23 protein-coding genes are annotated in these 25,674 nt (G+C 48.3%); 9 read left to right on the top strand and 14 right to left on the bottom strand.

Going from position 1 to position 25,674, the window contains the following annotated elements:
- The 5 genes from HHL17_RS03280 to HHL17_RS03300 form a co-directional block, all read right to left on the bottom strand.
- Nucleotides 1-810, bottom strand: coding sequence for a class I SAM-dependent methyltransferase (locus HHL17_RS03280; RefSeq protein ID WP_169223359.1), 810 nt, complete (start codon nt 808-810; stop codon nt 1-3).
- A 10-nt stretch (nt 811-820) separates the two neighbouring features.
- The gene (locus HHL17_RS03285; protein WP_169223360.1) at nt 821-2,101 is read right to left on the bottom strand and encodes a M16 family metallopeptidase; all 1,281 of its coding nucleotides are present in this window, start codon (nt 2,099-2,101) and stop codon (nt 821-823) included.
- Nucleotides 2,102-2,137: 36 nt separating this feature from the next.
- Nucleotides 2,138-3,382: a M16 family metallopeptidase gene (locus HHL17_RS03290; RefSeq protein ID WP_169223361.1), complete on the bottom strand. Its 1,245-nt coding sequence runs from the start codon at nt 3,380-3,382 to the stop codon at nt 2,138-2,140.
- 136 nt (nt 3,383-3,518) lie between these two features.
- On the bottom strand, nt 3,519-4,304 hold the full coding sequence (locus HHL17_RS03295; RefSeq protein WP_206155899.1) for an aspartyl protease family protein: 786 nt from the start codon (nt 4,302-4,304) through the stop codon (nt 3,519-3,521).
- A gap of 142 nt (nt 4,305-4,446) precedes the next feature.
- A complete protein-coding gene (locus HHL17_RS03300) occupies nt 4,447-5,679 on the bottom strand; it encodes an aspartyl protease family protein (RefSeq protein ID WP_169223363.1) in 1,233 nt (410 codons plus the stop codon).
- A 131-nt stretch (nt 5,680-5,810) separates the two neighbouring features.
- Here HHL17_RS03300 and mqnC point away from each other — a divergent pair, with 131 nt between their 5' ends.
- The 3 genes from mqnC (at nt 5,811) to HHL17_RS03315 (ending at nt 8,496) form a co-directional block, all read left to right on the top strand.
- On the top strand, nt 5,811-6,935 hold the full coding sequence (gene mqnC, locus HHL17_RS03305) for a cyclic dehypoxanthinyl futalosine synthase (RefSeq protein WP_169223364.1): 1,125 nt from the start codon (nt 5,811-5,813) through the stop codon (nt 6,933-6,935).
- Nucleotides 6,936-7,176: 241 nt separating this feature from the next.
- Nucleotides 7,177-7,803 (top strand): hypothetical protein, encoded by a 627-nt coding sequence (locus HHL17_RS03310; protein WP_169223365.1) that lies wholly within the window; start codon nt 7,177-7,179, stop codon nt 7,801-7,803.
- A gap of 147 nt (nt 7,804-7,950) precedes the next feature.
- Nucleotides 7,951-8,496, top strand: coding sequence for a GNAT family N-acetyltransferase (locus HHL17_RS03315; protein WP_169223366.1), 546 nt, complete (start codon nt 7,951-7,953; stop codon nt 8,494-8,496).
- Here HHL17_RS03315 and HHL17_RS03320 read toward each other — a convergent pair.
- Together HHL17_RS03320 and HHL17_RS03325 are read right to left on the bottom strand one after the other, a co-directional pair.
- Nucleotides 8,490-9,950: an amino acid permease gene (locus tag HHL17_RS03320; RefSeq protein ID WP_169223367.1), complete on the bottom strand. Its 1,461-nt coding sequence runs from the start codon at nt 9,948-9,950 to the stop codon at nt 8,490-8,492. The two genes, HHL17_RS03315 and HHL17_RS03320, sit on opposite strands and share 7 nt — an antisense overlap.
- A 249-nt stretch (nt 9,951-10,199) precedes the next feature.
- On the bottom strand, nt 10,200-11,093 hold the full coding sequence (locus tag HHL17_RS03325) for a hydroxypyruvate isomerase family protein (RefSeq protein WP_169223368.1): 894 nt from the start codon (nt 11,091-11,093) through the stop codon (nt 10,200-10,202).
- Between the two features lie 200 nt (nt 11,094-11,293).
- On the opposite strand from HHL17_RS03325, the gene HHL17_RS03330 reads away from it, so the two are divergent.
- The gene (locus tag HHL17_RS03330; protein WP_169223369.1) at nt 11,294-11,578 is read left to right on the top strand and encodes a hypothetical protein; all 285 of its coding nucleotides are present in this window, start codon (nt 11,294-11,296) and stop codon (nt 11,576-11,578) included.
- A gap of 89 nt (nt 11,579-11,667) precedes the next feature.
- Here the strand turns inward: HHL17_RS03330 and HHL17_RS03335 are convergent, their stop codons facing one another.
- Both HHL17_RS03335 and HHL17_RS03340 read right to left on the bottom strand, forming a co-directional pair.
- Nucleotides 11,668-14,544, bottom strand: a complete 2,877-nt coding sequence (locus HHL17_RS03335) for a TonB-dependent receptor (protein WP_169223370.1) — start codon at nt 14,542-14,544, stop codon at nt 11,668-11,670.
- Between the two features lie 39 nt (nt 14,545-14,583).
- Nucleotides 14,584-15,423 carry a GLPGLI family protein gene (locus HHL17_RS03340; RefSeq protein ID WP_169223371.1) on the bottom strand — a complete coding sequence of 280 codons (840 nt, stop codon included), beginning with the start codon at nt 15,421-15,423 and terminating at the stop codon, nt 14,584-14,586.
- A 223-nt stretch (nt 15,424-15,646) separates the two neighbouring features.
- Between HHL17_RS03340 and HHL17_RS03345 the strand changes: the two genes are divergently transcribed.
- The 5 genes from HHL17_RS03345 to HHL17_RS03365 all read left to right on the top strand — a co-directional run bounded on the left by HHL17_RS03345 (nt 15,647) and on the right by HHL17_RS03365 (nt 20,955).
- Nucleotides 15,647-17,044 carry a sensor histidine kinase gene (locus HHL17_RS03345; RefSeq protein ID WP_169223372.1) on the top strand — a complete coding sequence of 466 codons (1,398 nt, stop codon included), beginning with the start codon at nt 15,647-15,649 and terminating at the stop codon, nt 17,042-17,044.
- Between the two features lie 144 nt (nt 17,045-17,188).
- On the top strand, nt 17,189-17,875 hold the full coding sequence (locus HHL17_RS03350) for a response regulator transcription factor (RefSeq protein ID WP_169223373.1): 687 nt from the start codon (nt 17,189-17,191) through the stop codon (nt 17,873-17,875).
- A 24-nt stretch (nt 17,876-17,899) separates the two neighbouring features.
- Entirely contained in the window at nt 17,900-18,928 is a 1,029-nt protein-coding gene (pheS, locus tag HHL17_RS03355; protein ID WP_169223374.1) for a phenylalanine--tRNA ligase subunit alpha, read from the top strand.
- Between the two features lie 111 nt (nt 18,929-19,039).
- Complete coding sequence (locus tag HHL17_RS03360) at nt 19,040-19,888, top strand: 3-hydroxyacyl-CoA dehydrogenase family protein (protein WP_169223375.1); 849 nt, start codon at nt 19,040-19,042, stop codon at nt 19,886-19,888.
- A gap of 89 nt (nt 19,889-19,977) precedes the next feature.
- Nucleotides 19,978-20,955, top strand: coding sequence for an NAD-dependent epimerase/dehydratase family protein (locus HHL17_RS03365; RefSeq protein WP_169223376.1), 978 nt, complete (start codon nt 19,978-19,980; stop codon nt 20,953-20,955).
- Nucleotides 20,956-20,959: 4 nt separating this feature from the next.
- Here HHL17_RS03365 and HHL17_RS03370 read toward each other — a convergent pair whose 3' ends face one another.
- From HHL17_RS03370 to HHL17_RS03390, 5 genes are all read right to left on the bottom strand, one after another.
- Nucleotides 20,960-21,643, bottom strand: coding sequence for a hypothetical protein (locus HHL17_RS03370; protein WP_169223377.1), 684 nt, complete (start codon nt 21,641-21,643; stop codon nt 20,960-20,962).
- An 84-nt stretch (nt 21,644-21,727) separates the two neighbouring features.
- Nucleotides 21,728-22,672 carry a UDP-3-O-(3-hydroxymyristoyl)glucosamine N-acyltransferase gene (locus HHL17_RS03375; RefSeq protein ID WP_169223378.1) on the bottom strand — a complete coding sequence of 315 codons (945 nt, stop codon included), beginning with the start codon at nt 22,670-22,672 and terminating at the stop codon, nt 21,728-21,730.
- A gap of 462 nt (nt 22,673-23,134) precedes the next feature.
- Nucleotides 23,135-24,493, bottom strand: coding sequence for an oxygen-independent coproporphyrinogen III oxidase (gene hemN / locus HHL17_RS03380; protein WP_206155900.1), 1,359 nt, complete (start codon nt 24,491-24,493; stop codon nt 23,135-23,137).
- A gap of 5 nt (nt 24,494-24,498) precedes the next feature.
- The gene (locus HHL17_RS03385) at nt 24,499-25,206 is read right to left on the bottom strand and encodes a sulfite exporter TauE/SafE family protein (RefSeq protein ID WP_169223379.1); all 708 of its coding nucleotides are present in this window, start codon (nt 25,204-25,206) and stop codon (nt 24,499-24,501) included.
- 6 nt (nt 25,207-25,212) lie between these two features.
- Nucleotides 25,213-25,650, bottom strand: a complete 438-nt coding sequence (locus tag HHL17_RS03390; RefSeq protein ID WP_169223380.1) for a FixH family protein — start codon at nt 25,648-25,650, stop codon at nt 25,213-25,215.
- Nucleotides 25,651-25,674: the final 24 nt, after the last annotated feature.

The raw sequence follows: 25,674 nt of genomic DNA on the forward strand, positions 1-25,674 counted from the left end.
TTAAGGTTTAAGGAACTTGAATGCATATACCATCGGCAGTTTTCCTTCCATCCCTTTGATCTGAAAATGCCCGTTTTCGCCGGTGGTGTTCTGGAAACAATTGTACGGGGAATAATCAAACTCCTGAAACGTCTGTAGCTGTAAACCCTTTGTCAGCAAGGATTCGAAGACTTCGCTCAGCGGATGGTTCCAGGAATAGGCAACACCTTTTACGTCTGCGTTATCTTCAGCATCCGTATAGGTATCGTTGTTGTTTTCCACAATCGTTTCCGTATTGAAATAATCGTACTGCACGCGGGTAAACTGATCATCGAACATCCACACTACCGGATGGAATTCAGCCATTACGAAAATGCCGCCCGGTTTCAGAAAGCGCTGCACCACCCCGGCCCATTTGTTCAGGTCGGGCAGCCAGCCGATAGTACCGTAAGACGTGAATACAATATCGAAGCTGTCCTGCAAGTGTTCAGGAAGACTATAAACATCACAGCAAATAAACTGTGCCTGGTCCTGAAGACCCAGTTGCGCCGTTAGTGCATTGGCCTGGGCAATGGCTGCATCAGAGAGGTCTACTCCGGTCACGTCTGCGCCCATGCGTGCCAGAGAAAGCGTGTCCTGCCCAAAATGGCATTGCAGGTGCAGGATACGCTTTCCCCGGACATCGCCCAGCAATGCCAGCTCAATGCTATTGAGTGAGCTACGCCCTTCCAGAAAAGCCGGCACATCATAAAAAGAAGAGGTAACGTGTACGGCTGTACGTTTGTTCCAGAGTGCTTTATTGGCTGCCAGGTAATGTTGATCGTCTTGCATGATTATCACATCAGATCACCACCAGTTCATAGAAATCGCCGGGCGTGAGATATTGTTTGGCGAGTTGCTGTAATTCCTCTGCGGTGATAGTCTTGATTGTCTGAATGTTGTTGTAGAAATAGTTTTCGTCCAGATCGTTGAGGATCAGGTTTTTCCAGCGTTGTATCAGCTGGAAGGCGCCGTCCAGGTCGCCGAGGATGGAACCGATCATGTAGTTACGCACGAGGTCCAGTTCTTCCTGCGGCACCGGCTCATTTTGCAGTCTGCGCAGCTCATTGTACACTTCTTCGATAGTAGCTTCGCACACATCCCTGCCGGCTTCGGTCTGGATGTTGATAGCGCTCACCTGCCGGAAATTATACAGCTGTGAATAGATGCCATAGGTGTACCCCTTTTCTTCCCGGATGTTGCTCATCAGCCTGGAGCCGAAGTAGCCACCCAGGATAGTGTTGAGCACCAGCATCTTAGGAAAGTCCGGATGATAGCGGTTGGGGAAAGGGCGGGCGATACGGATAGCACCCTGCACACCATTTTCGTCATTGAAAATGCGGAATTTCTTTTCCTCTGCCGGTTGTACGGGCAGCTCCGGCCTGAGCAGGCTGGTCTCACCGTTCCAGCGGGTACTGCCGAAGTGTTGGTTCAGCAGCGCCAGCATATTGGCTGGCATATTACCGGCCACAAAAATGCGGCAGTTGTTGTACGTATAATGCTTTTGATAGAAAGCACGCAGCGTTTCTGTCTGTAATGCGTCATAAGCCATCATGCTGCTCACACGGCCGTATGGATGGAATTCGCCAAACAGGTATTTATCGATAAAGCGGTTGGCCACAAAATCACATTTCTGGAGATTGACGGCCAGCTTCTGTTTCTGGTTTTGTTTGTAGAGCTGTAATTCTTCTTCCGGAAAAATAGGATCGAGTATAACGTCCTGTAATACCGGCAGCAGCACTTCTGTATGTTTGGTGAGGCAGTGCAGCGTGAAGGTGGCGTTTTCATGGTACGCGTTCCGGTTAAGGTAGGCGCCATGATAATCGATAGCCTCGTTGATCTCGAGGGCTGTACGCTTGCTGGTGCCGTTTTTCATGAGAAAGTTGGTGGCCAGGGCTTCCAGGCTTTCGCTTTCATACCATGAACCGGCAGGGAATACCAGTTCCAGCTGCAGGGTATCCTGTTCTTCTGATTTGATCACATAAACGGGGATACCGTTGTCCAACGTGAATTTCTCGTAGGGCTTCAGCTTTATATCAAACTCCACAGCGTCTTTAATGGGAGGAGGAATCGTTCTATTCATATAGATCTCATTTATACCGTGTGACTGAGATGTGGTTTATCCCTGATTTTCGGCGTAATAGTAAATGGTATTGGCATTTTTTTCATCGAAGAGCAGCTTCGCTTCCCGGTGAATATCTTCGGCTGTCACCACGTCATAGTTTTCAAACTCTTTGTTCATCAGACCGGCATCACCAAGCAGCTCATAGAAGGCCAGGTTGTTGGCGCGGTTGAGCAGGCTCATATCTTCAAATGCGAGCAGGCTTTCCACGCGGTTTTTCACCTTTTGCAGTTCGCGGTCGACAATCACTTCGGCCTGTAATTTTTCCAGTTCAGTTTGTATGGCTTTTTCGGCATCTTTCATCTTCACGCCTTTCACCAGTTTACCTTCGATGGTCAGCAAACCGGCGTCGAGGCTGCCGAAATGGTAACAGTCAATATTACTGAAGAGTTTTTTCTCTTTTACCAGCACCTGGTGCAAACGGGAAGAGCTGCCACCGCCGAGGATATCGGAGACCAGGTCGGCAGCATAATAACGTTTGTCTGAACGGGCGTACATATGGTAACATTTGTACAGGGCGTCCAGTGGCACGTTGGCTTTTACATCCAGTTTATGCGCAGCTGTTTGTGGTGGTTCCACCGGCAGGTTGCGATGATATTTTTCTCCGGGAGGAATATCACCAAACCATTTCTCCGCCAATGTTTTCACCTGTTCCGTAGTGACGTTGCCAGCCACGGAAAGGATGGCATTGACCGGACGGTAAAACTTAAAGAAGAAAGCTTTTACATCTTCCAGCTTAGCGTTTTCAATATGCGACAGCTCTTTACCGATGGTCATCCAGCGGTAAGGGTGCGAGGAGTATGCCAGTTCCCTCATTTTGTGCCATACATCGCCATAGGGCTTGTTGATGTAATGTTCCTTAAACTCTTCTGATACTACTTTGCGTTGTACATCGAGGCTTTTTTCACTGAAGGCCAGTGAAAGCATCCGGTCACTTTCCAGCCAGAAAGCAGTTTCAATGTTTTCTGCCGGCAGCTGTATGTAGTAGTTGGTGAGGTCGCTGGTAGTGTAGGCGTTGTTCTCCCCTCCTGCCATTTGCAGGGGCTCATCATATTCGGGAATATTGACTGAGCCGCCAAACATCAGGTGTTCAAACAAGTGGGCAAAACCGGTCTGTTCGGGGTTCTCATCCCTTGCGCCTACATCGTACAGTACGTTTAATACAGCCATGGGCGTAGTATGGTCTTCATGTACCACAACCCGCAACCCATTAGCTAATGTAAATTTATTATAATGAATCATAATGTAATATTCGTATAGAAGTAAAAATAGGGTAAAAGGACTAATTACGTATTAGGAATTAGGAATTAGGGTTTGGGTTTTCCATTATCAGGATGGATTTGGGGGACGCGTACGGGCTACAACACAATGTCAGTGGTCATTCCAGGTAGAGTTCCTTCTTTCCGTAGTTTATTGTGATGGTGAATTGTTTCCAGACATCATAACCAATAGAGCCGGCAATTTCAGTGTATACGCCTACATCATTGATGTCTTTACAATAGCTCACGGGCACATTGGCCAATGTTTTTCCGCCCAATTGCAATGATGGGATGTTGCTGTTGATATAATACAACACCCTGACCATATCCTGTACCCTGTCTGTATTGAGTGTAGGGAGACTGTTGATGCGGTTGGAATCCACGTAAGGCCAGTTGAACAGGATGCCGTAGTCGCCGCCGGTGGTGATGTGATAATGGCCGGGAAGATGACGGCCATCAGGCATCGTGATGGCGGCATCTATTACCGGCGTGGAATAGTTGAGCTGGAAATGCAGCTGTCGCCCGGTATTGCCGACGGGTGTTTTACCATTACGGTACAACACCAGTTGTTGTTGCCGGTAATCGATTTTCACGATATACAGCTTCAGCAGGGCCACGCCGATTACACCGTCAATATCACCGAGGTTATCGAGATTTTCAAGATAGGCGTCCACGTAAGGAAGGCGTAATTCTTTCAGATACAGGGCATTGAGCGTTACCACATTGGTCCTTACCATGGCATTATTGGTGCCGCTCATGAAAGCCTGATGTCCGCTGTTGATACGCATCTTTTCAGAAACCCGTTTATGCAGCACCGTGACTTCCGCACCGCTGTCAAAAACAAACCGTAGCGTATCGGTACTGCCGGAGAGCACCACCGGTATCACCACATGTTTGTCGATCATGCGGAAAGGAATTACAGCCACAGGTTTGCTGTTGTCTGCCGCTGCGGGGGCAGCATTTTTTCGTTGTGCGAAGGCAGGCAGGAATAAATTACAGCACAAGCATATTACTATCACCAGAGTACGCCACATGCTGCAAATAACGTTAAAGAATACTTTTTATTGGCAACTTTTTAATTAACAAGTCGTTATCTCTGGCAATCAACAGCGTGGCCTTGGTGCCTACATTTTTGAGCAGTTCACGGAACAGCTGCAGGTTAGAGCCAAGGTTGTTATTGACTGCCATAATGATGTCTCCTTTCCGGATGCCGGCTTTTTCGGCCGGTGATCCTTTGATGATGTCGGTCACTTCCACCCTGCCGTCGATCAGATAGATAATAAGGCCGGTATAGGAGTAGTCGAACATATCTTTGAAATGGGTATTGGGCATCAGGTATATCTCTTTCCTGCCGTAATTGAGCGTGATATTAAACCGGCGCAGCAGGTCGTTGCCGATCATGCCGCCGAGGAAAGGATAGGCCGTGATATTGGTCCTGTCATCGAAGATATAGGTGGGCACGTTCCGGAAGGAATAGCTGCCAACACGGAACTCCTGAATGGTGGTGAGTGACATCTGCATTTTGCCACCCAGGCCCTGGGCCTCCGTTTGTATGATTTTCCTGCTTTTGCGACGATTCGTGATCAGGGCGCTGTCGTTGACAAATTGGGAAGATAACAACAGGCACATACCGGCGCCGGTATCGAAATAATAACGGTTGGTGACCGTTTTACGTTCATGACGCAGCGGTGCCGTTATCAGCGGTATCTGTGTGAGCGATGGGCGTAGCAGTTGACCACCTTTGGGATAGTTATAGCGGCCTTTGCTGTTGACGATAATTTCTTCCGTATCGTAATCCACTGTCACAATAAAGCGGTTCAGGAAGCTGTAACCGATGATACCATCTACCTGGATACCATACACCTGGCTGATCAGCTCATAATCATTGACGTGGAAATCCAGGCTGTCGATGGTGAGCCCCGGTAGCTTCAGGGTATGGTCCATCGCGAAAGACACGGTCTTGGCCGCTCCCAGCCCTTTCACCACTTTGTCTGTAGGGGTGAGCTTAATGCCCAGCCGGACACAGGTGGCAGTATCAAGAGAGATGCCGGCGCTGCCGGTGTCGAGGATAAACTGCAGGGTGTCCGGAAGGTTGTCCAGTGTGGCCGAAATGACGACTACACCACCATAATATTGTTTGAACTTAAAACGGGTGATCAACACAGATGGCTGTGTAGTATCTTTCTCCAGGATGGCATTTCCGGCAGATACTGGTTGATAAAGACCGGTTAGTGCTGCCAAAGCGAGCAGCAAGGCGAGTAACAGATTTGGTTTAGGCATACAGATGATGCAAGGGGATCATTTTCCTAAATTTAATGTATAAAACGCTACATATAAAATATTTTTATTACCCGCTGTTATTGTGCGATATACTACCTTTGTCGGGTTATTCAGCGATTAGAAAATAGCATATGGTACTTCAGGATTTATATCAAAAGGCACAGCAGTTTGAATTTCTGACAGCAGAAGAAGGGGTGTACTTGTTTGAAAATGCACCGCTGGCAGAACTGATGCACATTGCCAACGAGTTACGTAAGCAGCAGGTGCCGCATGGAAAGGTGACCTGGCAGATAGACAGAAATGTGAACACCACTAACGTGTGCACGGCCAACTGTAAGTTTTGCAACTTTTACCGCATTCCCGGCCACGCCGAAGCCTATATTACCGATATTGAGGAATATAAACGCAAGATAGAGGAGACCCTGAAATACGGCGGCGACCAGCTGTTGTTACAGGGCGGGCATCACCCGGAACTGGGACTGAGCTTCTATGTCAACCTGTTCAGGGAGCTGAAGAAGCTGTATCCTACCCTCCGTCTGCACACGCTGGGCCCCCCGGAAGTGGCGCATATCACCAAACTGGAAAAAAGCACACATATCGAAGTGCTGCGCGCATTAAAAGAAGCAGGCATGGACAGCCTTCCCGGCGCCGGTGCTGAAATTCTGAATGACCGTGTACGCAGGCTCATCTCCAAAGGCAAGTGTGGCGCACAGGAATGGCTGGACGTTATGCGGGCTGCGCATAAACTGAATATCGCTTCTTCCGCCACGATGATGTTTGGACACGTGGAAACCGTTATGGAACGCTTCGAGCATCTGGTGGACATCCGCCAGGTACAAAGCGAAAAACCGGAAGGGCATTATGGCTTCACCGCTTTCATCCCCTGGACGTTCCAGGATGTGGACACGCTGCTGGCAAAAATCCGTGGTGTGCACAACATGACCACCGCCGAAGAATATATCCGCATGATCGCTATGAGTCGTATTATGTTGCCGAATGTCAAGAATATCCAGGCCTCCTGGCTGACTGTCGGCAAACAGGTAGCGCAACTGTGCCTGCACGCCGGCGCCAACGATTTCGGTTCTATTATGATCGAAGAAAACGTGGTGAGCGCCGCCGGCGCACCGCACCGCTTCACTTACCGCACCATGCAGGATGCTATCCGTGAAGCCGGTTTTGAACCACAGCTGCGCACCCAGCTGTATCAGTTCCGTGAACTGCCCGCCGCTATTGAAGAGCAGGTGATTAACTATTAATCAAGGTCCCAGGGCTGAAGCCCTGGGCTAAGATATAAGCCTTTCGGGCTACGAGATTAAATGACCAAAAAGGGCAGCCTTTTTGGTCATTTTTTTTAATCCGTTTTAATCTCCCCGAATCAGGCGAATCAGCAGTAATCATGGCCATCACAGTTATAGGAATGTTAAAACTATCTAGTGCCTGTTACATTTTCCTCCTTGCCACGTCTAACAGATATAACACAAAAACAAGGAGGGAACCATGAAAAAGCTGGGTTTAATATTGTCAGGATTAGTGATAATGGCTTTGGCTGCGTGCAGTACGAAAGTTACTTCTTCCTGGCGCGCCAACAACGCGCAACAGTTACAGAAAGATCAGAAAATAATGGTGATGGCGCTGGTTCCTCAAAAGGACCGGGCTCTCAGAAGCCAGATGGAAAATTTCACCGCAACAGAACTCAAGCGTAAAGGATATAACGCTGTTTCTTCATTACAGGAATTCGGCCCCGATGAGTTTATCAAAATGGGTGAAAAACAGGCCATCAGGAAGCTTCAGGGCAGTGATGTAAATCAGGTCCTGACTATTGTTATGGTGGATAAGGGCAGAGAAAGAAGTTATACTCCGGGATATGCCTACGCCCCTTATGGTTATTGGGGTTTCTGGCCTTATTATTCCCGTTGGTACAATACCTATTACTCACCAGGTTATGTTACCTATAGTACCAGGTATCAGTGGGAAGGTAATCTGTATGATTTGAAAAGCGGTCAGTTACTGTACTCTGTACAATCACAATCTTTTGACCCACCTTCCACAGCAAGAATGGCGGTGTTATATGCGCAGCAGGTTGTGAAAGACATGACGAAGAGAAACCTGTTGGCTAGAAACTAACGATATTGGATAATGACAATTTTAAGTGTGATAGGTGAACGGCAGATCATTATTGATCTGCCTTTTTGTTTTATGAGTGGTTCATAATCAATAAATTCGTAATTCATAATTTTATTCGTAGGTTTATCCCCCACTTTAATTCCGGTTATGTTAGATATACCTGTCAATCAAGATATTTACCTGCGGCAACTGACCATGCAGGACGCCCCACTGGTATATAAGCAGCTGGATGCCTCCAGGAAAAACCTGCGTAAGTTCCTGCCATGGGTGGATTACAATACCAATGAAGAGCACAGTGCCCGGTTTATTCAGATGATGCAGCGGAAAGCGGAAGAACAGGAAGCGATTGCACTGGGTATTTGGTATCAGCATCATTTATGCGGCGTGATGGACCTGCATGGGTGGGACCATCAGGTACAGAAAGCGGAGATCGGATATTGGATCGGAGAGGCTTTCCAGGGCAAGGGCATCGCTACTGCGGCCTGCCGTGCGTTAATCACTTATGCGTTCAAAAAACTGCGACTAAATAAAATTGAAATCCGTTTTGTTTTACAGAACGAGCGGAGCGGGCAAATCCCCATCAAGCTGGGATTCACCCGTGAAGGTATTCTGCGGCACAACGCCAAGCTGCATGGCCAGTTTGTGGACATGGTGGTGATGGGCGTGTTGCGGCAGGATTGGAAACATTATTGACCGGCATTCAGCTCCCGCCTTACCTTGCTATGTTTCCTGCCGTAGAAATAATAAATCACTATTCCTATCGCCATCCAGATAATGAGCCTCAACCAGGTGTCCAGCGGAAGAAATACCATCATGCCTACACAAGTGAGGATACCCATGATCGGTACAAAAGGCACCCACGGTGTTTTGAAGGGCCGTGGCGCATCCGGCATGGTGTAACGCAGTATCCATACGCCTGCGCATACGATCACGAAAGCCAGCAGTGTACCGATGCTGGTCATCTCCCCTACCACCTTGATAGGTACCAGCGCGGCAAATAAGCTGATAAAAACACAGAAGAGGATATTGGACTTCCACGGTGTGCGGAAACGGGGATGTATGTCTGAGAAAATTTTGGGTAACAGACCATCTTTGGACATCGCATAAAACACGCGTGACTGTCCCCAGAGGTCTACCATGATCACGGATGTATAACCGATGATGATAGCCAGTACCACCAGTTGCCCCAGCCATTTAAAAGGCGTATGGGAGATGGCGATGGCCACCGGGGCGCCGCTGTTTTTGAATTCCGTATAAGGCGCCAGGCCGGTCATGACGTGTGAGAACAGTATAAATAATACTGTACAGATGGCGAGAGAACCGAGGATACCGATCGGCATGTTGCGTTTCGGGTTTTTTGTTTCCTGTGCTGCGGTGCTGACAATATCAAAGCCAAGGAAAACAAAGAAAACCACGCCCGCTCCCCGGAGGATGCCGGACCATCCAAAATGACCTAATTCACCCGTGTTTTTCGGGATATAAGGCACCAGGTTGGCCGGTTGTATATATTTCCATCCAAGCGCAATAAAAACCAGTACAACGCCTACTTTGAGGGATACTACCACTGCATTCCAGATGGCAGAGCCTTTGGTGCCACGCATCAGGATATAGGACATCAGTATCACTACCAGCGCGGCCGGCAGGTTAAACAGTCCGTGTACCACTTCTCCGCCAGGGAGTGTTATTGTTTCAAATGGAGAATGGACCAGCCGGGGTGGCAGGTAAATACCGTAACCGGAGAGGAATTCCACCAGGTAGTTGGACCAGCTGATGGATACTGTAGCTGCACCCACAGAGAATTCCAGCACCAGGTCCCAGCCAATGATCCAGGCAAACAGCTCTCCCATGGTGGTATAAGCGTAGGTGTAGGCGCTGCCCGCGATAGGGATCATGGCAGCAAATTCCGCATAACACAAACCTGCAAAAGCACAGCCGACGGCGGCTACCACAAAAGAGAGTGTGACTGCCGGACCGGCGTTGTTGCCTGCTGCCAGGCCTGTCAGGGAAAACAGACCGGCGCCGATGATGACCCCAAGGCCCAGCATAACCAGCTGAAACCCGCTCAGTGTACGTTTCAGGCCTTGACTGCCCTCTTCTCCGGACTCGCGTAACAGCCAGGCGAGTGGCTTTTTGTAGTATTGTTTCATTAATACCCTACTTGTTTAGTGGACTAATTGGGCGCAAAAGTAGAGGATTATTTTTTCATTTGGTTATTGGGGCATTTTTTTATTTGATTTACGGATTTGGGAATTTTCTGATTTTGGGATTTAACATATTGAAGATCATATTATAAGATCAATCAGATGATGATCTTCGCGTTTTAAATTTCTAAATCAGAAAATTCCAAAATCCGTAAATCAAATAATTAAATATCTAAATAAATCAATCACAAAATATTATGCGATATCGCAGATATGAATAGCATTATTTAATGAGGCCAGTTTATCCGGACGGGAAGGAATGAACTCCTGGGCCACATGTCCTTTGAAGCCTGTTTCGTAGATGGCTTTCATGATGGCAGGGTAATACAGTTCCTGTGTTTCATCGATTTCGTGGCGTCCGGGAACGCCGCCGGTATGATAGTGGGCGATGTATTGATGATGATCACGGATGTTACGGATTACATCGCCTTCCATGATCTGCATGTGGTAGATATCATACAGCAGTTTGAAATTTTCAGAACCAACTGATTTGCAGAGTGCTACGCCCCAGGCGGTGTGATCGCACTGATAATCATGGTGGTCTACTTTGCTATTCAGCAGTTCCATCACCAGGGTTACTTTTTTCTTTTCTGCATAACCGATAATACGTTGCAGCCCTTTGGTGCAGTTTTCGATTCCCTGTTCATCGCTAAGACCGTTGCGGTTGCCGGAGAAGCAGATGAGGTTGGAGAAGCCTGCTTTGGCTGTTTCATCGATATAATGCCGGAAATAAGTTTCCAGTTTATCGTGATGGGCCGGATTGTTGAAACCGCGGGTGATACCCCATTCCGGTCCGTTGCTGGCCACCATGGCGGTGATCATGTCATGTTTTTTCAGGATGGCAAAGTCTTTCGGGTCTACCAGATCAATCGATGGGATACCGATTTTTTTGGCTGCCACGCAAAGGTCGGCCAGCGGAATATCATAACACCACGCGCAAACGGAGTGGTTGATTTTTCCTTTCAGCGGTTCTCCAACGGCTTTGTCGTGAGCCGCAACCCTTTCAGAAAGGGAAGATAATGCAGTAGATGCCAGTGCCATAGTCGCTACTTTTTTGATCATGTCGCGGCGGGAATTTTCCTCGTGCATAATTACAGTGTGCTTTAAGTGGCATCAATTTAAATGAAAATAAGCGTATTTGCAACACTTGCTGCAATGCCGCGTCAGGAGCGGCCCGGACAGGATGTCATGCGAATTTTTTGAACGTAAACGGTCTGAAAATCTTACCTTTATATTAACAAGCTATTTTGGTAAGCATTTTGTTTATGTATTGAAAAGCGGAGGTTGAAATGGAAAAAAAATATACCCCAAGTTTATGGCTCTGTATCCTGATGGACCTGATTGGTTGTGCCAGTTACGCCGTACCGGTTTTGGGTGATGTCAGTGATCTGATCTGGGCCCCGATTTCAGCAATTATCTTTTACCGCATGTTTGGCGGCTCCATTGGTACTTTTGGTAGTGCCTTTAACTTTCTGGAAGAACTGTTCCCCGGAACAGATTTTATTCCCACTTTCACGGTGGCATGGGTTGTAAAACGCATATGGGCGGGCAGAAGAACCGTAGCCATGAAGTGAGTTTCAAATTTCCGATTTTTTGATGTTGGTATTCGAAAGGAATCTATGTCACTCAAATTCCAACATCAAAAAATCGGAAATCAATAATTTTAAAACTGTTGCGTCCTGAAACCGCCCTGTCCACCACGGGGGCCCATCATCATCCGCATACCTCTCTCCCCGTTGTTCCCTTTGTTATTACCACCAAACTTATTCAGGAAGTAGGTAAAGCTGATCATAAAGTATTGTTGCAGCACATTGGAACGAACGTCTTCAATATAGTTATCACTTACATCGCGGGAAACACTTACATACTGCCGCAACAGATCGAAGCCCTGTATTTTGATCATGCCCTGTTTCTTGGGAAATACATACTTGGACACGTTCGCATTCCACATGGTGGAAGTCAGGTTATAACCGGCAGTACGGCCTCTGTTGAGCGTACAGGTAACATCCGAACCGATCATGAAACCCAGGGGAAGATTGAAGTTCACGTCTGCATTGAAGTTATAGTCAAAGTACTGTGTATTGGGCGTAGACGGCAACGTATAGGAGGTGGCGTTATAGTTCACACTGCCTCCCAGTGCTGCATCAAACAGTTCTTTATACATATAGCTCACATTAACGGACTGCGACAGTTGCAGGGTGTTTTTATAGTTCATCACTCCCTGTGTAATGTTCACATCACGGCTGTACCCGATGGAAGTACCGGTATTCAGGTTCTGGCCAGGGGTTTTTGACAGCGGGATAGAGTTATGCAACATACCACTGAGGCTGTAGTAGCCGTTCACGTTTACCGGTTTGCTGAAAGTCTTTCCTGTAGCAGTGTCCAGCCTGGTGGAGTTGATAATCTTATTAGCGCCAAAAGAACCTCTCAACGAAGCAAACATACCCCGGAAGGTGGTATTGTTGAACTGGTTGTAGTTAATACGCAGGGTATTGTTGAAAGAAGGTTTCAGATCGGGATTACCTTGCTGTACATACAACGCATTACTGTTGTCGGGCACCGGCTGCAGCTGCTGCACGGTAGGCTGTGTGGTGTTGCCATTATAGTTTATGCGTAACCGTTTGTTCTTTGCGAAAGTATAGTTGAAGCTGGCGTTAGGCGCGAAGTTGACGGTACTCTGATGTATCAGGCTGTCTCTTTTGGTACGGAAAGAATAGGTGTTGTTATCAAGATTGTTGAACAGCACGTTCAGGCCTATGGAGTAGTCGTACTTCAGTTTGGATGTGCGGAAGGCCAGTCCTGCCTGCTGATTGACCGTATTGTTGGTAAAGGCGTTACTCAGGGAATCGTTGAGCTGATCATATACGCCTTTGCTTTCATCGAAGTCGTAAGTATATTTTTTACTATCGCTTTTGTAGTTGGTAATGCCATAGTTGGCCTCAAGGTATTTATCGTGGCCTAAAGGCTCGGTATAGGTGAGGTTGGCGCCGGCGTTTTTGCTGGTGGTGTTGATCTGGTTGCTCTGATTGAACGTAGACAGGCTGTCGTTGGCGAAATAATACACGCTGGACTTGTTGTAGTTCTGCTGATCATTAATGCTGTTGTTGTACGACAGGTTCAGGCTGAGTGTGCGGCCCGGTGTTTTAAAACGTTTTCTGAACAGGATAGACCCGCCGATATTCTGATTGTTGCCATGCCCGTCGTTGGTCGTGGTTCCTTTGTTGACGGTATCCTTGTTATTGTTCAGTGTCTGGTAGTCACGGGAGCTGAAGCTGTTTCCATTGGTGAGGGAATATGAAGGAGAAAACACGATGGAATGCATGGAGTCTATCTCGTATTCCACGCGGGCATCGAGGCGGTTGTTGCTGTTGTCTGTCTGTGACGAAGAGTTTTCGTTATAGAAAGTGGTGCTGTTGCCGGCAAAAGTCTGTCTGGACGTTTGTTGCGTCAGATTGTTTTTGGTATCATTAAAGAAGTAGCTGCCGCTAAACTGTACCTTTTTATTGAAGTCTTCACTGAAGTTGAGGCCAGCATTCCAATTACGGGTGATACCGGGGCTGCTGTTGCCGCCGCCACCGCCGCCACCCTGGGAGATGGTCATGCCACCACCACCGCCACGGCCTCCTCGGCCACGGCCGCCGCCGCCACCGCCACCGGCGGGACTGAAGCTCATCTGGTCGCGAATCGTATAGCCGGTACTGTTAATGTTATTGCCGCCGCCAATAAGGCTCATTTGTTGATTGTCGCGGAAACGGTTGATGTTGAAAGCACCGGAAAACCGGTCATCCGTACCATAACCAGCGGAGGCACGGCCAAACAGGCCTTTCTTTTTATCTTTTTTGATGGTGATGTTGATCGCTTTTTCTGTTTGCCCGTCATCGATTTTGGTGAACTCCGCCTGATCAGATTTTTTATCGATGATCTGTACTTTGTCGATGATGTTAGCGGGGAGATTTTTGGTGGCCATCTTGGGATCGGTGCCGAAGAAAGGTTTCCCGTCCACATATACTTTGGTAACGGTTTCGCCTTGTGCAGTGATGGCCCCGTCTTTATCCACGGTCACTCCGGGCAGTTTTTTGAGCAGGTCTTCCACCACCGCATTGTCGCGGGTTTTGAAGGCATCTGCATTAAATTCGAGCGTATCTTTTTTGACAACGATCGGGGGCTTTTCGTCTTTTATTTCCACAGCGTTGAGGTTAACGCCTTTCAGTTCCATGCCCAGTGTGCCCAGCGTGAGTGATGGTGTTTCTTCCGTGATTTTTACGGGCTTGTTGATGGCTTTATATCCCAGGAAGCTGATATAGAGCCGGTAGTCGCCATTGGCGATATTGGTGATCTCAAAATTCCCTTTGTTGTCGGTAATGGCGGTATTAGCCACCGTAGAGTCTTTAGTGTGCAGTAATACCACGGTTGCCGCGGGCATAGCTTCTTTAGTGCTCTGGTCAGTCAGCTGCCCTTTAATCTTTCCTTGCTGTGCCTGGGCCTGGGAGCAGATCACTCCCAAACCCAGTACCAGCAAGAGCTGTACAATTTTTTTCATAATGGAGGTTCGCGCGAAAAGGTAAGATAGGATGAATTTTTACATTTGGGGTTGCCGCTTACGTAATTTCTCCATCTCCTGTTGTCTGATATCCCGCATTTGTTCCTGACTGATTTTTTCCGCCCCTGCCGGGATGGTAAGATCTGTGTCTGTTACGGCTTGCAGGTTTACGCTGGTAGCATTATAGGCGCGTCTGCCGCCTTCTGCTACCAGTACCACGGCGTTGGCTTCCGGTAATAACCCGTTAATTGGGGAGAAGCTGAATGGCAGTTCGGTGGTGTACCATACGGTGTAGGTATCATCTTTTAGCTTGATAGTGGCTTTTTTGCAGGTATAACCCGCTATTTTCTTTGTCTTGTCGCTGGCTTTGGTATCAGCGGCAACGATAAAGTCTTCTTCTGCATAATATGTTTTACGGTCATCGCCGAAGGTGCTGAAAACATGAAGGATCTTTTTATTGGCGAGGTCGAAGTACTGTGTATTGCCACGGCCCATCATGCCCATACCTGGCCCCATTCTGCGCTGTCCCATTCCCTGTCCCTGACCTTGCCCAGGTGCCTGTGCGTTGGCCGTGTCTCTGCGGGCTCTGCCGCCCCAGCCGCCGCGGCCACCACCACCGCCGTTGCCAAAATCGGGCCTTTCGGTAGCCAGTTTAGCATGACCGTTATTAAAAGTAAGGGTTTGTTTAAAAGTGATCACATCAGGGATTTGGGGGGCCTCATCACCGTCACCACCACCGCGCTGGAACCCGCGCATCCGCTCCGGGTCTGTTTTAGCAGTCACCTCGTAAACAATAGTGCCTGACTGCTGCGCCAGCAGCGGCTGTGTAAAAGGCAGCACGAGGGCTGCGCTCATAATGATCCGGGATATACCTTTCATGGTTGCTGATTTTACCAACAAAAGTCCCGCTTCCCTGTCTCTTTTTGCGTTAAAAACCTTTATTTACTGTTATTTACTGTTAAAGATTATCTACCAGCGTTAAATAGGCTTATCTACTGTTAATTATTGTTAAGGATTTCGCCCCCTTAACGCCGGAATGGATAGTTTTGTAACGATATAAATATGATTGATGCGGCAAAGAATCCGAAACATCCTTATCCTCATGTGCAGCTGTATTCTGGGAATCTTTCTTTTCCAGGGGTATTGGGTGTACAATTCCTATCGCATCCGGCAGGAGCAGTTTAGCAAGGAAATCAACGACGCCTTGCGGACAGCGGTATTTAATAAACAATTCTCCGATGTGCACCGGCAGTTCCCGGACATGCGCAGCTACCGCTATTACAACCGGGCAAAAGACAGCGGCCGTATGGTGATAATACAGCGGGATCGTCATGGATGGCATCGCGGCGGTATGTCACCTGGCCCTCCTCCCCCGCCGGACAGCATCAAAGGAGACGTCACCGCCCGCATTTATGTCGATACCCTCGCCCGCCAGATCTCCGAAATCCTGATCGCCAATAATAACCATAACGACAGCGCCAATCTCAAAAAACTGGATTCCATCTTCCGCGCAGAACTGCATAACCGCCAGATAGCCACCCCCTACAAACTGGATACTTTCCATATGAGCTACAGTGGTTTTGAAAGAGAGAGCTTCCGCGACAGTATCCGGAAAAGAGAGCCGCGGCAAACTTCCAAGATACCCTTTAATCCTGCCAGTAACCTGTTTGTACAGGCCAGCTTTGAGTCTCCGCTGCAGTTTATCCTGCAAAAGATGCTCTGGACACTGGTGAGCTCCCTCGCCCTGTTGGTATTGACCGTACTGTGTTTTGTGTATATGCTCCGGACCATCCTCAAACAGAAAAAACTGTCAGAGGTAAAGAACGACTTTATCAACAACATGACCCATGAGCTGAAAACACCGATTGCTACTGTGTCAGCGGCTGTAGAGGCATTGCAGAACTTCAATGCGTTGAACGACCAGCGTAAAACACAGACCTACCTGGATATCTCCAAGAACGAACTGCAACGCCTGTCAGACCTTGTGGAAAAGGTACTGCACATCGCTGCCGAAGAGAAAGAAGATTTTGAGCTGTTCAGAGAGGAAACGGACCTGAACGAGGTGATTGATAATATCCTGACGAACCATCAGCTGAAGGCCAACAAGATGCTGCAGGTGCGGTATGACAACAAGTTGACCCGCCCTACTGTTTATGTAGATAAAACCCACCTGTCCAACGCCATCAACAACCTTGTGGACAATGCCATCAAGTACTCCGGAGAGCAGGTGCAGTTGTACATCAGCTGCAGCGAAGAACACGGGATACTGAAGATAAAGGTGAGAGACAACGGTATTGGTATTCCGCGGGCTTATCACGAGAATATCTTTGATAAGTTTTTCCGGGTGCCCACAGGTGATCTGCATAATGTTAAAGGGTTTGGGCTGGGCCTGAGTTATGTGAAGAAGATCGTAGAAATGCATGGCGGCACTATCCGGGTACATAGTGAGCCTGACAAAGGAACGGAGTTTACGATTAACATCCCCCTGTCCCAGGGCTAAAGCCTTGGGCTACGATGAGGGGGAATCCGTTTGGTTATTAGTATTTTGTTGTTAATTGCTTCAAGGCTTCCCTGTTGAGTTGCTCCCGATAAACATACATGCAACGTAGCCCAGGGCTTCAGCCCTGGGAACAAAAAAAATGATATGGCAAAAGTATTATTAATAGAAGATGAATGGCAGCTTGGTCAGATTGTTAAAGACAGTCTGGAGACTCGTGGATTTGAGATGTTGTATGCAGAAGACGGCAAGGAAGGACTGCGCCTGTACCAGCAGGAGCGGCCCGATGTAGTGGTATTGGATATCATGATGCCGAATATGGACGGCTTTACTGTGACGGCAGAGATCAGGAAGCAGGATAAATTCACGCCGATCATCTTCCTGACAGCCAAATCGCAGACAGCAGACGTCGTCAAAGGGTTTGAGCTGGGGGGCAACGATTACCTCAAAAAGCCGTTCAGCATGGACGAGCTGATAGTACGTATCAAGGCGTTGCTGAAGCGTTTCAGTGACCATCCGGCGGTGAAGGAGATGGAAGAAGGTTCCGTGGTGATTGGCCAGTATATTTTCAACTATGCCAAACAAACCCTTACCCGCAACAATACCACCGAGTTCCTCTCCCACCGGGAAGCCGAGATCCTGCGCCGGCTGTATGACAACAAAAATGAGGTGATGGAGCGGAAGGCCGTGCTGCTGGACCTCTGGGGCGACGATAATTTCTTCAATGCCCGCAGTATGGACGTTTTTATCACCAAATTGAGGCGTTACCTGAAGGACGACAGCCGTGTCCAGATCGTTAATATCCGCGGGGTTGGTTATAAGCTGATATTTTAGCATTATCGCTTATCTTTGTTCTTTATGGAACAGTTAGTACAGCAAATAGCAGCCTATAAACAGGAAATAGCGGCTTTTACGCCTGCCAATGCGGCCGATCTGGAGCAGTACCGGATAAAATTTCTGGGTACCAAAGGCCTCGTGAAAGCCCTCTTCGGAGAAATGAAACAGGTCCCCAACGATCGCAAGAAAGAGTTTGGACAGATCCTGAACGAATTTAAGCAGCTGGCAGAAGCCCGCTATGAAGAGTTTACAGCGCTGAAGGAAGCTGCCGGCGACAATCATCAGGATGTAGACTATACGATGCCACAGGCCCCTCACCGGCTGGGTACCCGTCATCCTATCAGCCTGGTACGGAACAAAATCATTCGCATCTTCGAACGGCTGGGCTTTACGATTGCAGAAGGCCCGGAAATTGAAGACGACTGGCATAACTTCACTGCGCTGAATCTCCCGGAAAATCACCCTGCACGTGATATGCAGGATACTTTCTTTATCAGCAAAAATCCTGACTGGCTGCTGCGTACCCAAACTTCCTCTGCCCAGGTAAGGGTGATGGAAGAAGGCAAACTGCCTATCCGTATCATCAGCCCGGGAAGAGTATACCGTAATGAAACCATTTCTGCCCGTGCACACTGCTTCTTCCACCAGGTAGAAGGACTGTACATCGACGAAAATGTTTCCTTTGCCGATCTCAAGCAGACCCTTTATCACTTCGTGAAGGAGTTCTTCGGCGAAAATACCGGTATCCGTTTCCGCCCCTCCTACTTCCCGTTCACAGAGCCCAGTGCTGAGATGGATATCTCCTGCTTTATCTGTGGCGGCACCGGATGTTCCGTATGTAAGCATACCGGTTGGGTGGAAATCCTCGGCTGTGGCATGGTACATCCCAAAGTACTGGCCAACTGCGGTATCGATCCCGAGAAATACACCGGTTTCGCTTTCGGTATGGGCATCGAACGTATTACCATGCTGAAATACCAGATCAAAGACCTTCGCCTGTTTTCTGAAAACGATACCCGCTTCCTGGAACAGTTTGAAGGAACGGTATAAAATAGTTAGCGATTTTTTGATTTACGATTTCGTGATGTAGACTGCTCCGGCATATTTCAATCAAAAAATCGTAAATCAAAAAACGCCTGAATCATCTAAAAGTCTCCCCCGATGATACACTCTATTGCTGTATGTGGCGCTGGCACCATGGGTGCCGGCATAGCCCAGGTAGCGGCTTCCAGTGGTTACAAGACGGTCCTGTTTGACATTCGCCCCGAAGGGCTGGAAAGAGCACAGGCACAGATCACCAAAAGCCTCGCCACAGCGGTGGAAAAAGGCCGGCTTAAAACAGAAGAGAAGGATGCCATCCTTGAACGGCTCACTTTTACCAGCGATATAAATCTCTGTGTGGCAGATGTGATCATCGAAGCCATTGTAGAGGATATGGCGGCTAAAACAGCCCTGTTCAGCCAACTGGCGCCTATCAACCGGGAAGACACCATCTTCGCTTCCAATACCTCTTCCCTGTCTGTTTCCGCACTCGCAGCCACGCTCCCTCATCCTCAGCGGGTGGCCGGCATGCACTTCTTTAATCCTGCCCATCTGATGAAACTGGTGGAGGTCGTGAGCGGTGAACAAACGTCACCTGAAACGGCTGATCGTGTTTATGAGCTGGCAAAGTCGATGGGAAAAGTGCCGGTAAACGCAAAAGATGCTCCTGGTTTTATTGTGAACCGGGTGGCACGGCATTACTATCTGGAAGCGATGTTGCTGGCCGAACAACGGGTAGCTGATTTCAGTACCATTGATCAGCTGCTGGAAAATGCCGGTTTCCGGATGGGGCCTTTCGCCCTGATGGACCTCATCGGGAATGATATTAACCTGGCTGTGACCCGGTCATTGTACGATGCCTTTCAACAGGCGCCCCGCTTCAAGCCTAATGCGCTACAGGAACAACGGGTGCAGGATGGAAGACTGGGCCGTAAAACAGGCCTCGGCTTCTACCGCTACGAGCAGTAAACTTTAACAGTTATAAATCCGGGGAATCGCTCAAATCACGGAAATCATTAGTTAATTTTGGGCCTCTATAAGTAAACGAATTAGTCTTCATGATTTTAGTAACCGGCGGAACAGGTTTTTTAGGCAGTTATTTGATTCGGTCATTGGTCGCAGCAGGTAAGCCTGTGAGAGCCCTTTACCGCAAAGCCCCTTCTCCCCGGTTGCAGGACCTTTCCGGAAAGATTGAATGGGTACAGGGTGATATCCTGGACGTAGGTGCACTGGAAGACGCCATGCAAGGCGTTACCCAGGTGTATCACTGTGCCGCAGTGGTCTCGTTTCAGCCTGGCAATGCTGCCAATCTCATGAAGATCAATGTGGAAGGTACTGCCAACGTAGTGAATTTAGCGCTCGATGCCGGTGTGGAAAAGCTGGTGTATGTAAGCTCAGTAGCAGCCATTGGCAGATCAAGGGAACAGGCAGCCATTGATGAAGATTGTGAATGGGAAGAGAGTCCTAATAACTCCCGTTACAGTATCAGTAAATTCCAGGGTGAGATGGAAGTGTGGAGAGGTGTCGCAGAAGGGCTCGATGCCGTGATTGTAAATCCCTCGATCATACTGGGCGCCGGCTTCTGGGACGAAGGTTCCGGTACTTTGCTGAAGAATGCCTGGAAAGAATTCCCTTATTATACCGAAGGTGTTAACGGTTTTGTAGATGTACAAGATGTGGTAAAAGCGATGATGCTGCTGATGGACAGTGCTGTGAGTGGGGAACGTTTTATCCTGTCAGCCGACAACTGGGGATACCGGCAATTGTTTACCGCTATGGCCCATGCATTGGGTAAAAAGCCACCACATATCGCAGCCAAACCATGGATGGCTGAAGTGGTGTGGCGGCTTGAAAAAGTGAAGGGGTTGCTGACCGGCAAACAGCCGTTAGTGACCAAAGAAACGGCGCGTACGGCACGACTGAAGGTGTACTACGACAACCAGAAAATACAGACCGCCCTACCGGCATTTAACTTCCGTCCGCTGGAAGAAACCATCCGGGAAATTGCTGCCGCATTCCTGGCATCCCGCAACTGATATTTTACCTCAATAACAACGCGCCAATAGCAGCTGCCAGTGTTTTGGCTGTTTCTGCAGGCGCATCTTTGCTGACCCATACACGGGGCTTTTCGCCGGGGATGACTGCCGCTACCGGCTGCCCGCGATACTGAAATTCATAACACACTTTTTCGTAGGAGTTGACCTTACCGAAACGGTTATGTGCCGTAATGCGGATATCTGTGTCTGCACACCGGAGGATACCGGCTTGTTTGTTGTTGTTCAGCTCCAGATAGCCAGGGGATTTTAATATCATTTCCCAGCGTTTCAGGGGCTCATTTTTGGTCCCGTTGATTAGTGTGTACGAAAGGGCTGCACTGCCATCGAGGTCTTTTAAAACGGCCGGTAAATCGCGATTGCTGAATGCGATCCGGGAAGTGTTCATTGTTTGTACCTGGATGTGTTCATCATTGCCGTTGACGTAGAAGTAAAAAGGGGTCTTGGGGTCTTTGATGAAGCTGCCCATCGTTTCGGCCACACCGTTTTTACGGGAGGTGGTAGTATACAGCCCGAAGGAAATGGTTTTGGCAGAAAGCCAGCCATCATTCACCTTAACAGGCCATTCCTGTGCCTGGCTGTACAGGTTGTTCTCCGGGACGGATTTAGTGGGTTGTTTGGCAGTGGTACAGGCGAGGAGAAAGAGAAAGGGAAACAGTAGCTTTTTCATGAATGATAAATTACAAGATGACGGATTACGAATGACGGTTACAGGTGGGGTCCACCCCTATCGTCATTCGTAATCCGTTATGGGTTAAAGGGATTTTACTTTGTCCCAGATTTCAGGGATACGTTTTACCCAGCCGAGTTCTCTTCTTTTTTCGCTGGCTACTTCTGCCGGGGAGCCGAAGTATACTTTACCGGCTTCGAGGCTGCTGGGCACACCGCTCTGCGCTAATACCACCGTACCTTTGCCGATGGTCAGGTCTTTGTTCACGCCTACCTGTCCCCAGAGGATCACGTTATCTTCGATGTGTACTTTACCTGCGATACCAACCTGGGCAGCAATGAGACAGTTTCTATCTATCACGGTACCGTGACCGATGTGGATCATGTTGTCCAGTTTAGTGCCCCGGCCGATGATGGTATCACCACTTACACCTTTGTCGATGGTACAGCCGGCGCCTATCTCCACATCATCTTCAATGATCACCCTGCCGCAGCTTACCAGCTTGTCGTATATCACCTCTCTGTCGGCTCTTTTCTTAAAGTAAAATGCATCCGCACCGAGTACGGTACCTGCATGAATGATCACGTTGTCACCGATAACAGCGTGGTCATAAATTGTTACGTTAGGATGTATCAGACAGTTGCGACCGATGCGCACATGATTGCCAATGAATACGTTAGGTTGTATGATGGTACCTTCTCCGATCACTGCTGAATCACTGATCGCTTTGGTTGCCGGTTCAAATGGACGGAAGCGGTTCACCAGTTTTACATATGCACTGAAAGGATCTTCCAGTACTAACAGCGCCTTGCCTTCAGGGCATTCCACTTTTTTGTTGATGATGATGATGGTCGCGGCAGATTGCAGACTGGCGTTGTAATATTTTTCAAAGTCTACAAAAGATATATCCCCTGGTGTTACCTTATGTATTTCATTGAGGCCGGCAGCCATCAGCTGGCTGTTGCCTACCAGCTCTGCGCCTATGAATGCAGCGATTTCCGTTACTGCAACGGGTGCTTCAAACTTCATATGATCTGAGTTATTGAATAATGTTAAGTGCAACAAAGGTAGTAAATCGGGGAAAGCAATAAAGAAAATATGGAGGGGTCAATAATGATAATCGGGAAGTTTCAGACTGCTGTTATCCACAATTATTTTAGTAGTGTGAATAAAATTTTTTGTAAATTTTTTCTTTTGTCATGAAATTCTTTTTAATATTGTGTAGGGAATTTTGTTTCCCTGTACTTACTAACCCATTCACATAATAAGAAAGTCTGATTGTTCCAACGGTCAGACTTTTTTTATTGCCGCTGAAACCCTTTGCTGGCAAGTATTTCAGCCGACGACTATTTTTTTCTTCCTCATCAGGTGTTCATCGCGTCATCCTTTTACGGGTCATTTTATCTCCTGCTCCCCCATCTCCGGAAAAAGACAAAAGGGAGCAAAAACACGATTAAGTATCCTTTGCTCCCCATTTTTTTCCCGATGAAGTTATATGGCTTTGCTGAACAACTGGCTTTCGGGCAGTTTTCTCCACAACCGGGCATCAAATGCCATACAAATATTGCGGATGAAAGGGCGTCCTTTGGTGGTAACAACCACACTGTTCTTCACTACTTCCACCAGTCCATCCTGCTCCAGCTCCTGCAGGCGCTGAAGCCCTTCTATCACAGCATCACATTGTGTATCTGCCTTACGCCAGCTCGTTTCAAAAGTGCACATCAGATCGCGGATATGTCCTTTTAGCAACTGGTCCTCCTCATTGAGGATATGTCCGCGGATGATTGGAAATTCACCACCGCTTACCCGCTCCTGATAAGCTGCTACCTGCTTCTCATTTTGTACATAGGCATAGCCGTTATCACCAATGGAAGAAGCGCCTAAGCCCACCAATAAAGCGGTGTGGGAAACGGTGTATCCCATGAAATTACGATGCAGTTCACCTTTCTCTGCTGCAATAAACAGCTCGTCTCCCGGCAGTGCAAAATGGTCCATACCGATCTCTGTATAACCGCTCTTTGCAAAAAGCATTTTGCCCAGTTCATACAAGCGTCTTTTCTCTTCGTCTTTGGGCAAATCAGCTTCTGAATAACGGCGTTGTCCCACTCCTTTTATCCAGGGTACATGTGCGTAACTGTAAAAAGAGATCCTGTCGGGCCTTAACAACATCACCTTATCAATGGTGTCCTGCATACCACAGGCGGTCTGTAACGGGAGGCCGTATATCAGGTCGAAATTGATGGCAGTGAAGCCGGTTTTTCTGGCGTGTTCCACCACTTTGGCCACCATCTCGAAAGGTTGTAACCGGTTGATGATCTCCTGCACCCTTGGATCAAAGTCCTGTATGCCGAGGCTGACACGACGGAAGCCGAGGTTGTATAATGTTTGCAGATGTTCAGGCGTGGTATTGCCGGGATGTCCTTCAAAACCGAGGGAAGCATCCGGCAGTAATTCCGCATGTTCATAGATGCCCTGCAGCAGCATTGTCAGATTTTCCGGACTGAAAAAGGTAGGGGTGCCACCACCAAGGTGTATCTCCCGGATACGGGGCCTGCCTTCAAACGCAGCCACGTACAACGCCCATTCTTTCAGCACTGCCTGTATGTAGGGCACCTCTACTGCATGATTGACCGTAATGTGTTTGTTGCAGCCGCAATAGGTGCAAAGTTTTTCACAGAACGGCAGGTGGATGTAAATACTGATACCGTCTTTATCGTTGGTAGCATGGAATGCTTTTTTCAGCAACGTCTTCCATGTTTGCAGGTTAAATGTGTTTTCGTCCCAGTAAGGCACGGTCGGATAACTGGTGTACCGGGGAGCTGCAATATTGTATTTGCGGATAAGGTCCATGATCATTAAGGTTTATGACAACAACGTTCTACCACTTTTTCACTGTGGGCAGACATCACAGGGCTGATATACGGTATGCCGAGGTTGAGGCCCCGCAGAATAAGCAGCACACCCATTATGCCTACCGCAAAAGGAATGAGCGCTCGGATACGGTTGCGTACTCCGATGCTTACCAGGTGGCTGAACCAGGTGACGGTCATCATCGCCGGCAGTGTGCCTGCACCAAAAGCGGCCATAAAGAGACTGCCTTTCCAGGTGGCGCCGGTAGCAACAGCACCAGCGATGGCCAGGTATACCAGGCCGCAGGGAAGCAGACCGTTCAGCACACCGATGCCATACAGGGTACTAAACCGCTGCTGACGTAACAATGCACCCAGCGCTGATTTTATTTTAGAGAGATAGATACCCGGGAGATGACCACCTTTTGACCGGTATACGCCGGTATATTGCAGTAATACGATCAGCAACAGGAGGATACCGATGCTGATAGACAGCCACTGCTGCAATCCGCCGAGATACAATTGCCGGCCCACCCAGCCAAAGATCATTCCCAGCAAGGCATAGGTGGTGATACGGCCGGCATTGTACAGCAGGATGCCTGCCAGCTTCTTTACGCCTTCGAGATGCTGCACCGGTAGCGTAAGTGCTATCGGTCCACACATGCCGATACAGTGAAAGCTGCCCAGGAAACCGAGAATAAGTGCGCCTATCATGACTGACTAGTTAATGTGAAAGCTCTCTTCCTGATAAAATGGTTTACCGCCATTTTCCCACTGCACTTTTACGAGGTAGTTGCCTTTGTGGAATAACTGGCGATTGATCACCAGCATACCATCGCTGCTAAGTTGCAGCGGCATTTCCACGTCCATGCCGGCATCAGAAGGACGGTAAAATTTTATTTTTCCGGTGATGCCGGTACCGTGCAATTCCTGCGGAAAGGTAACAGCGATACCTTCTGACTGCTGAGAGATCAGTACAGGGGAAGAGAGCGTGCCGGCATTCTTTTTCCCGTCCAGCACCTGCTGATATTTCAGCTCTTCCGCGTAATAATCCTTGGTGACCATGTCTATTTTAGTGCGCATGCTTTTGGTGACCAGCGTCAGGATACCGACTGCAAAAACAACAAACACGATGATGATTTTATGTCCCCAGTTCATGATGGTATGATTTAAATGATATAA

This window comes from Chitinophaga fulva, assembly GCF_012927205.1.
Taxonomy (GTDB): Bacteria; Bacteroidota; Bacteroidia; order Chitinophagales; family Chitinophagaceae; genus Chitinophaga; species Chitinophaga fulva.

Excerpts from the sequence above, each read along its gene's own strand:
- HHL17_RS03280 (WP_169223359.1), bottom strand. The coding sequence starts at position 810 with ATGCAAGACGATCAACATTACCTGGCAGCCAATAAAGCACTCTGGAAC.
- HHL17_RS03285 (WP_169223360.1), bottom strand. The coding sequence starts at position 2,101 with ATGAATAGAACGATTCCTCCTCCCATTAAAGACGCTGTGGAGTTTGAT.
- HHL17_RS03290 (WP_169223361.1), bottom strand. The coding sequence starts at position 3,382 with ATGATTCATTATAATAAATTTACATTAGCTAATGGGTTGCGGGTTGTG.
- HHL17_RS03295 (WP_206155899.1), bottom strand. The coding sequence starts at position 4,304 with ATGATCGACAAACATGTGGTGATACCGGTGGTGCTCTCCGGCAGTACC.
- HHL17_RS03300 (WP_169223363.1), bottom strand. The coding sequence starts at position 5,679 with ATGCCTAAACCAAATCTGTTACTCGCCTTGCTGCTCGCTTTGGCAGCA.
- mqnC (WP_169223364.1), top strand. The coding sequence starts at position 5,811 with ATGGTACTTCAGGATTTATATCAAAAGGCACAGCAGTTTGAATTTCTG.
- HHL17_RS03310 (WP_169223365.1), top strand. The coding sequence starts at position 7,177 with ATGAAAAAGCTGGGTTTAATATTGTCAGGATTAGTGATAATGGCTTTG.
- HHL17_RS03315 (WP_169223366.1), top strand. The coding sequence starts at position 7,951 with ATGTTAGATATACCTGTCAATCAAGATATTTACCTGCGGCAACTGACC.
- HHL17_RS03320 (WP_169223367.1), bottom strand. The coding sequence starts at position 9,950 with ATGAAACAATACTACAAAAAGCCACTCGCCTGGCTGTTACGCGAGTCC.
- HHL17_RS03325 (WP_169223368.1), bottom strand. The coding sequence starts at position 11,093 with ATGCACGAGGAAAATTCCCGCCGCGACATGATCAAAAAAGTAGCGACT.
- HHL17_RS03330 (WP_169223369.1), top strand. The coding sequence starts at position 11,294 with ATGGAAAAAAAATATACCCCAAGTTTATGGCTCTGTATCCTGATGGAC.
- HHL17_RS03335 (WP_169223370.1), bottom strand. The coding sequence starts at position 14,544 with ATGAAAAAAATTGTACAGCTCTTGCTGGTACTGGGTTTGGGAGTGATC.
- HHL17_RS03340 (WP_169223371.1), bottom strand. The coding sequence starts at position 15,423 with ATGAAAGGTATATCCCGGATCATTATGAGCGCAGCCCTCGTGCTGCCT.
- HHL17_RS03345 (WP_169223372.1), top strand. The coding sequence starts at position 15,647 with ATGTGCAGCTGTATTCTGGGAATCTTTCTTTTCCAGGGGTATTGGGTG.
- HHL17_RS03350 (WP_169223373.1), top strand. The coding sequence starts at position 17,189 with ATGGCAAAAGTATTATTAATAGAAGATGAATGGCAGCTTGGTCAGATT.
- pheS (WP_169223374.1), top strand. The coding sequence starts at position 17,900 with ATGGAACAGTTAGTACAGCAAATAGCAGCCTATAAACAGGAAATAGCG.
- HHL17_RS03360 (WP_169223375.1), top strand. The coding sequence starts at position 19,040 with ATGATACACTCTATTGCTGTATGTGGCGCTGGCACCATGGGTGCCGGC.
- HHL17_RS03365 (WP_169223376.1), top strand. The coding sequence starts at position 19,978 with ATGATTTTAGTAACCGGCGGAACAGGTTTTTTAGGCAGTTATTTGATT.
- HHL17_RS03370 (WP_169223377.1), bottom strand. The coding sequence starts at position 21,643 with ATGAAAAAGCTACTGTTTCCCTTTCTCTTTCTCCTCGCCTGTACCACT.
- HHL17_RS03375 (WP_169223378.1), bottom strand. The coding sequence starts at position 22,672 with ATGAAGTTTGAAGCACCCGTTGCAGTAACGGAAATCGCTGCATTCATA.
- hemN (WP_206155900.1), bottom strand. The coding sequence starts at position 24,493 with ATGGACCTTATCCGCAAATACAATATTGCAGCTCCCCGGTACACCAGT.
- HHL17_RS03385 (WP_169223379.1), bottom strand. The coding sequence starts at position 25,206 with ATGATAGGCGCACTTATTCTCGGTTTCCTGGGCAGCTTTCACTGTATC.
- HHL17_RS03390 (WP_169223380.1), bottom strand. The coding sequence starts at position 25,650 with ATGAACTGGGGACATAAAATCATCATCGTGTTTGTTGTTTTTGCAGTC.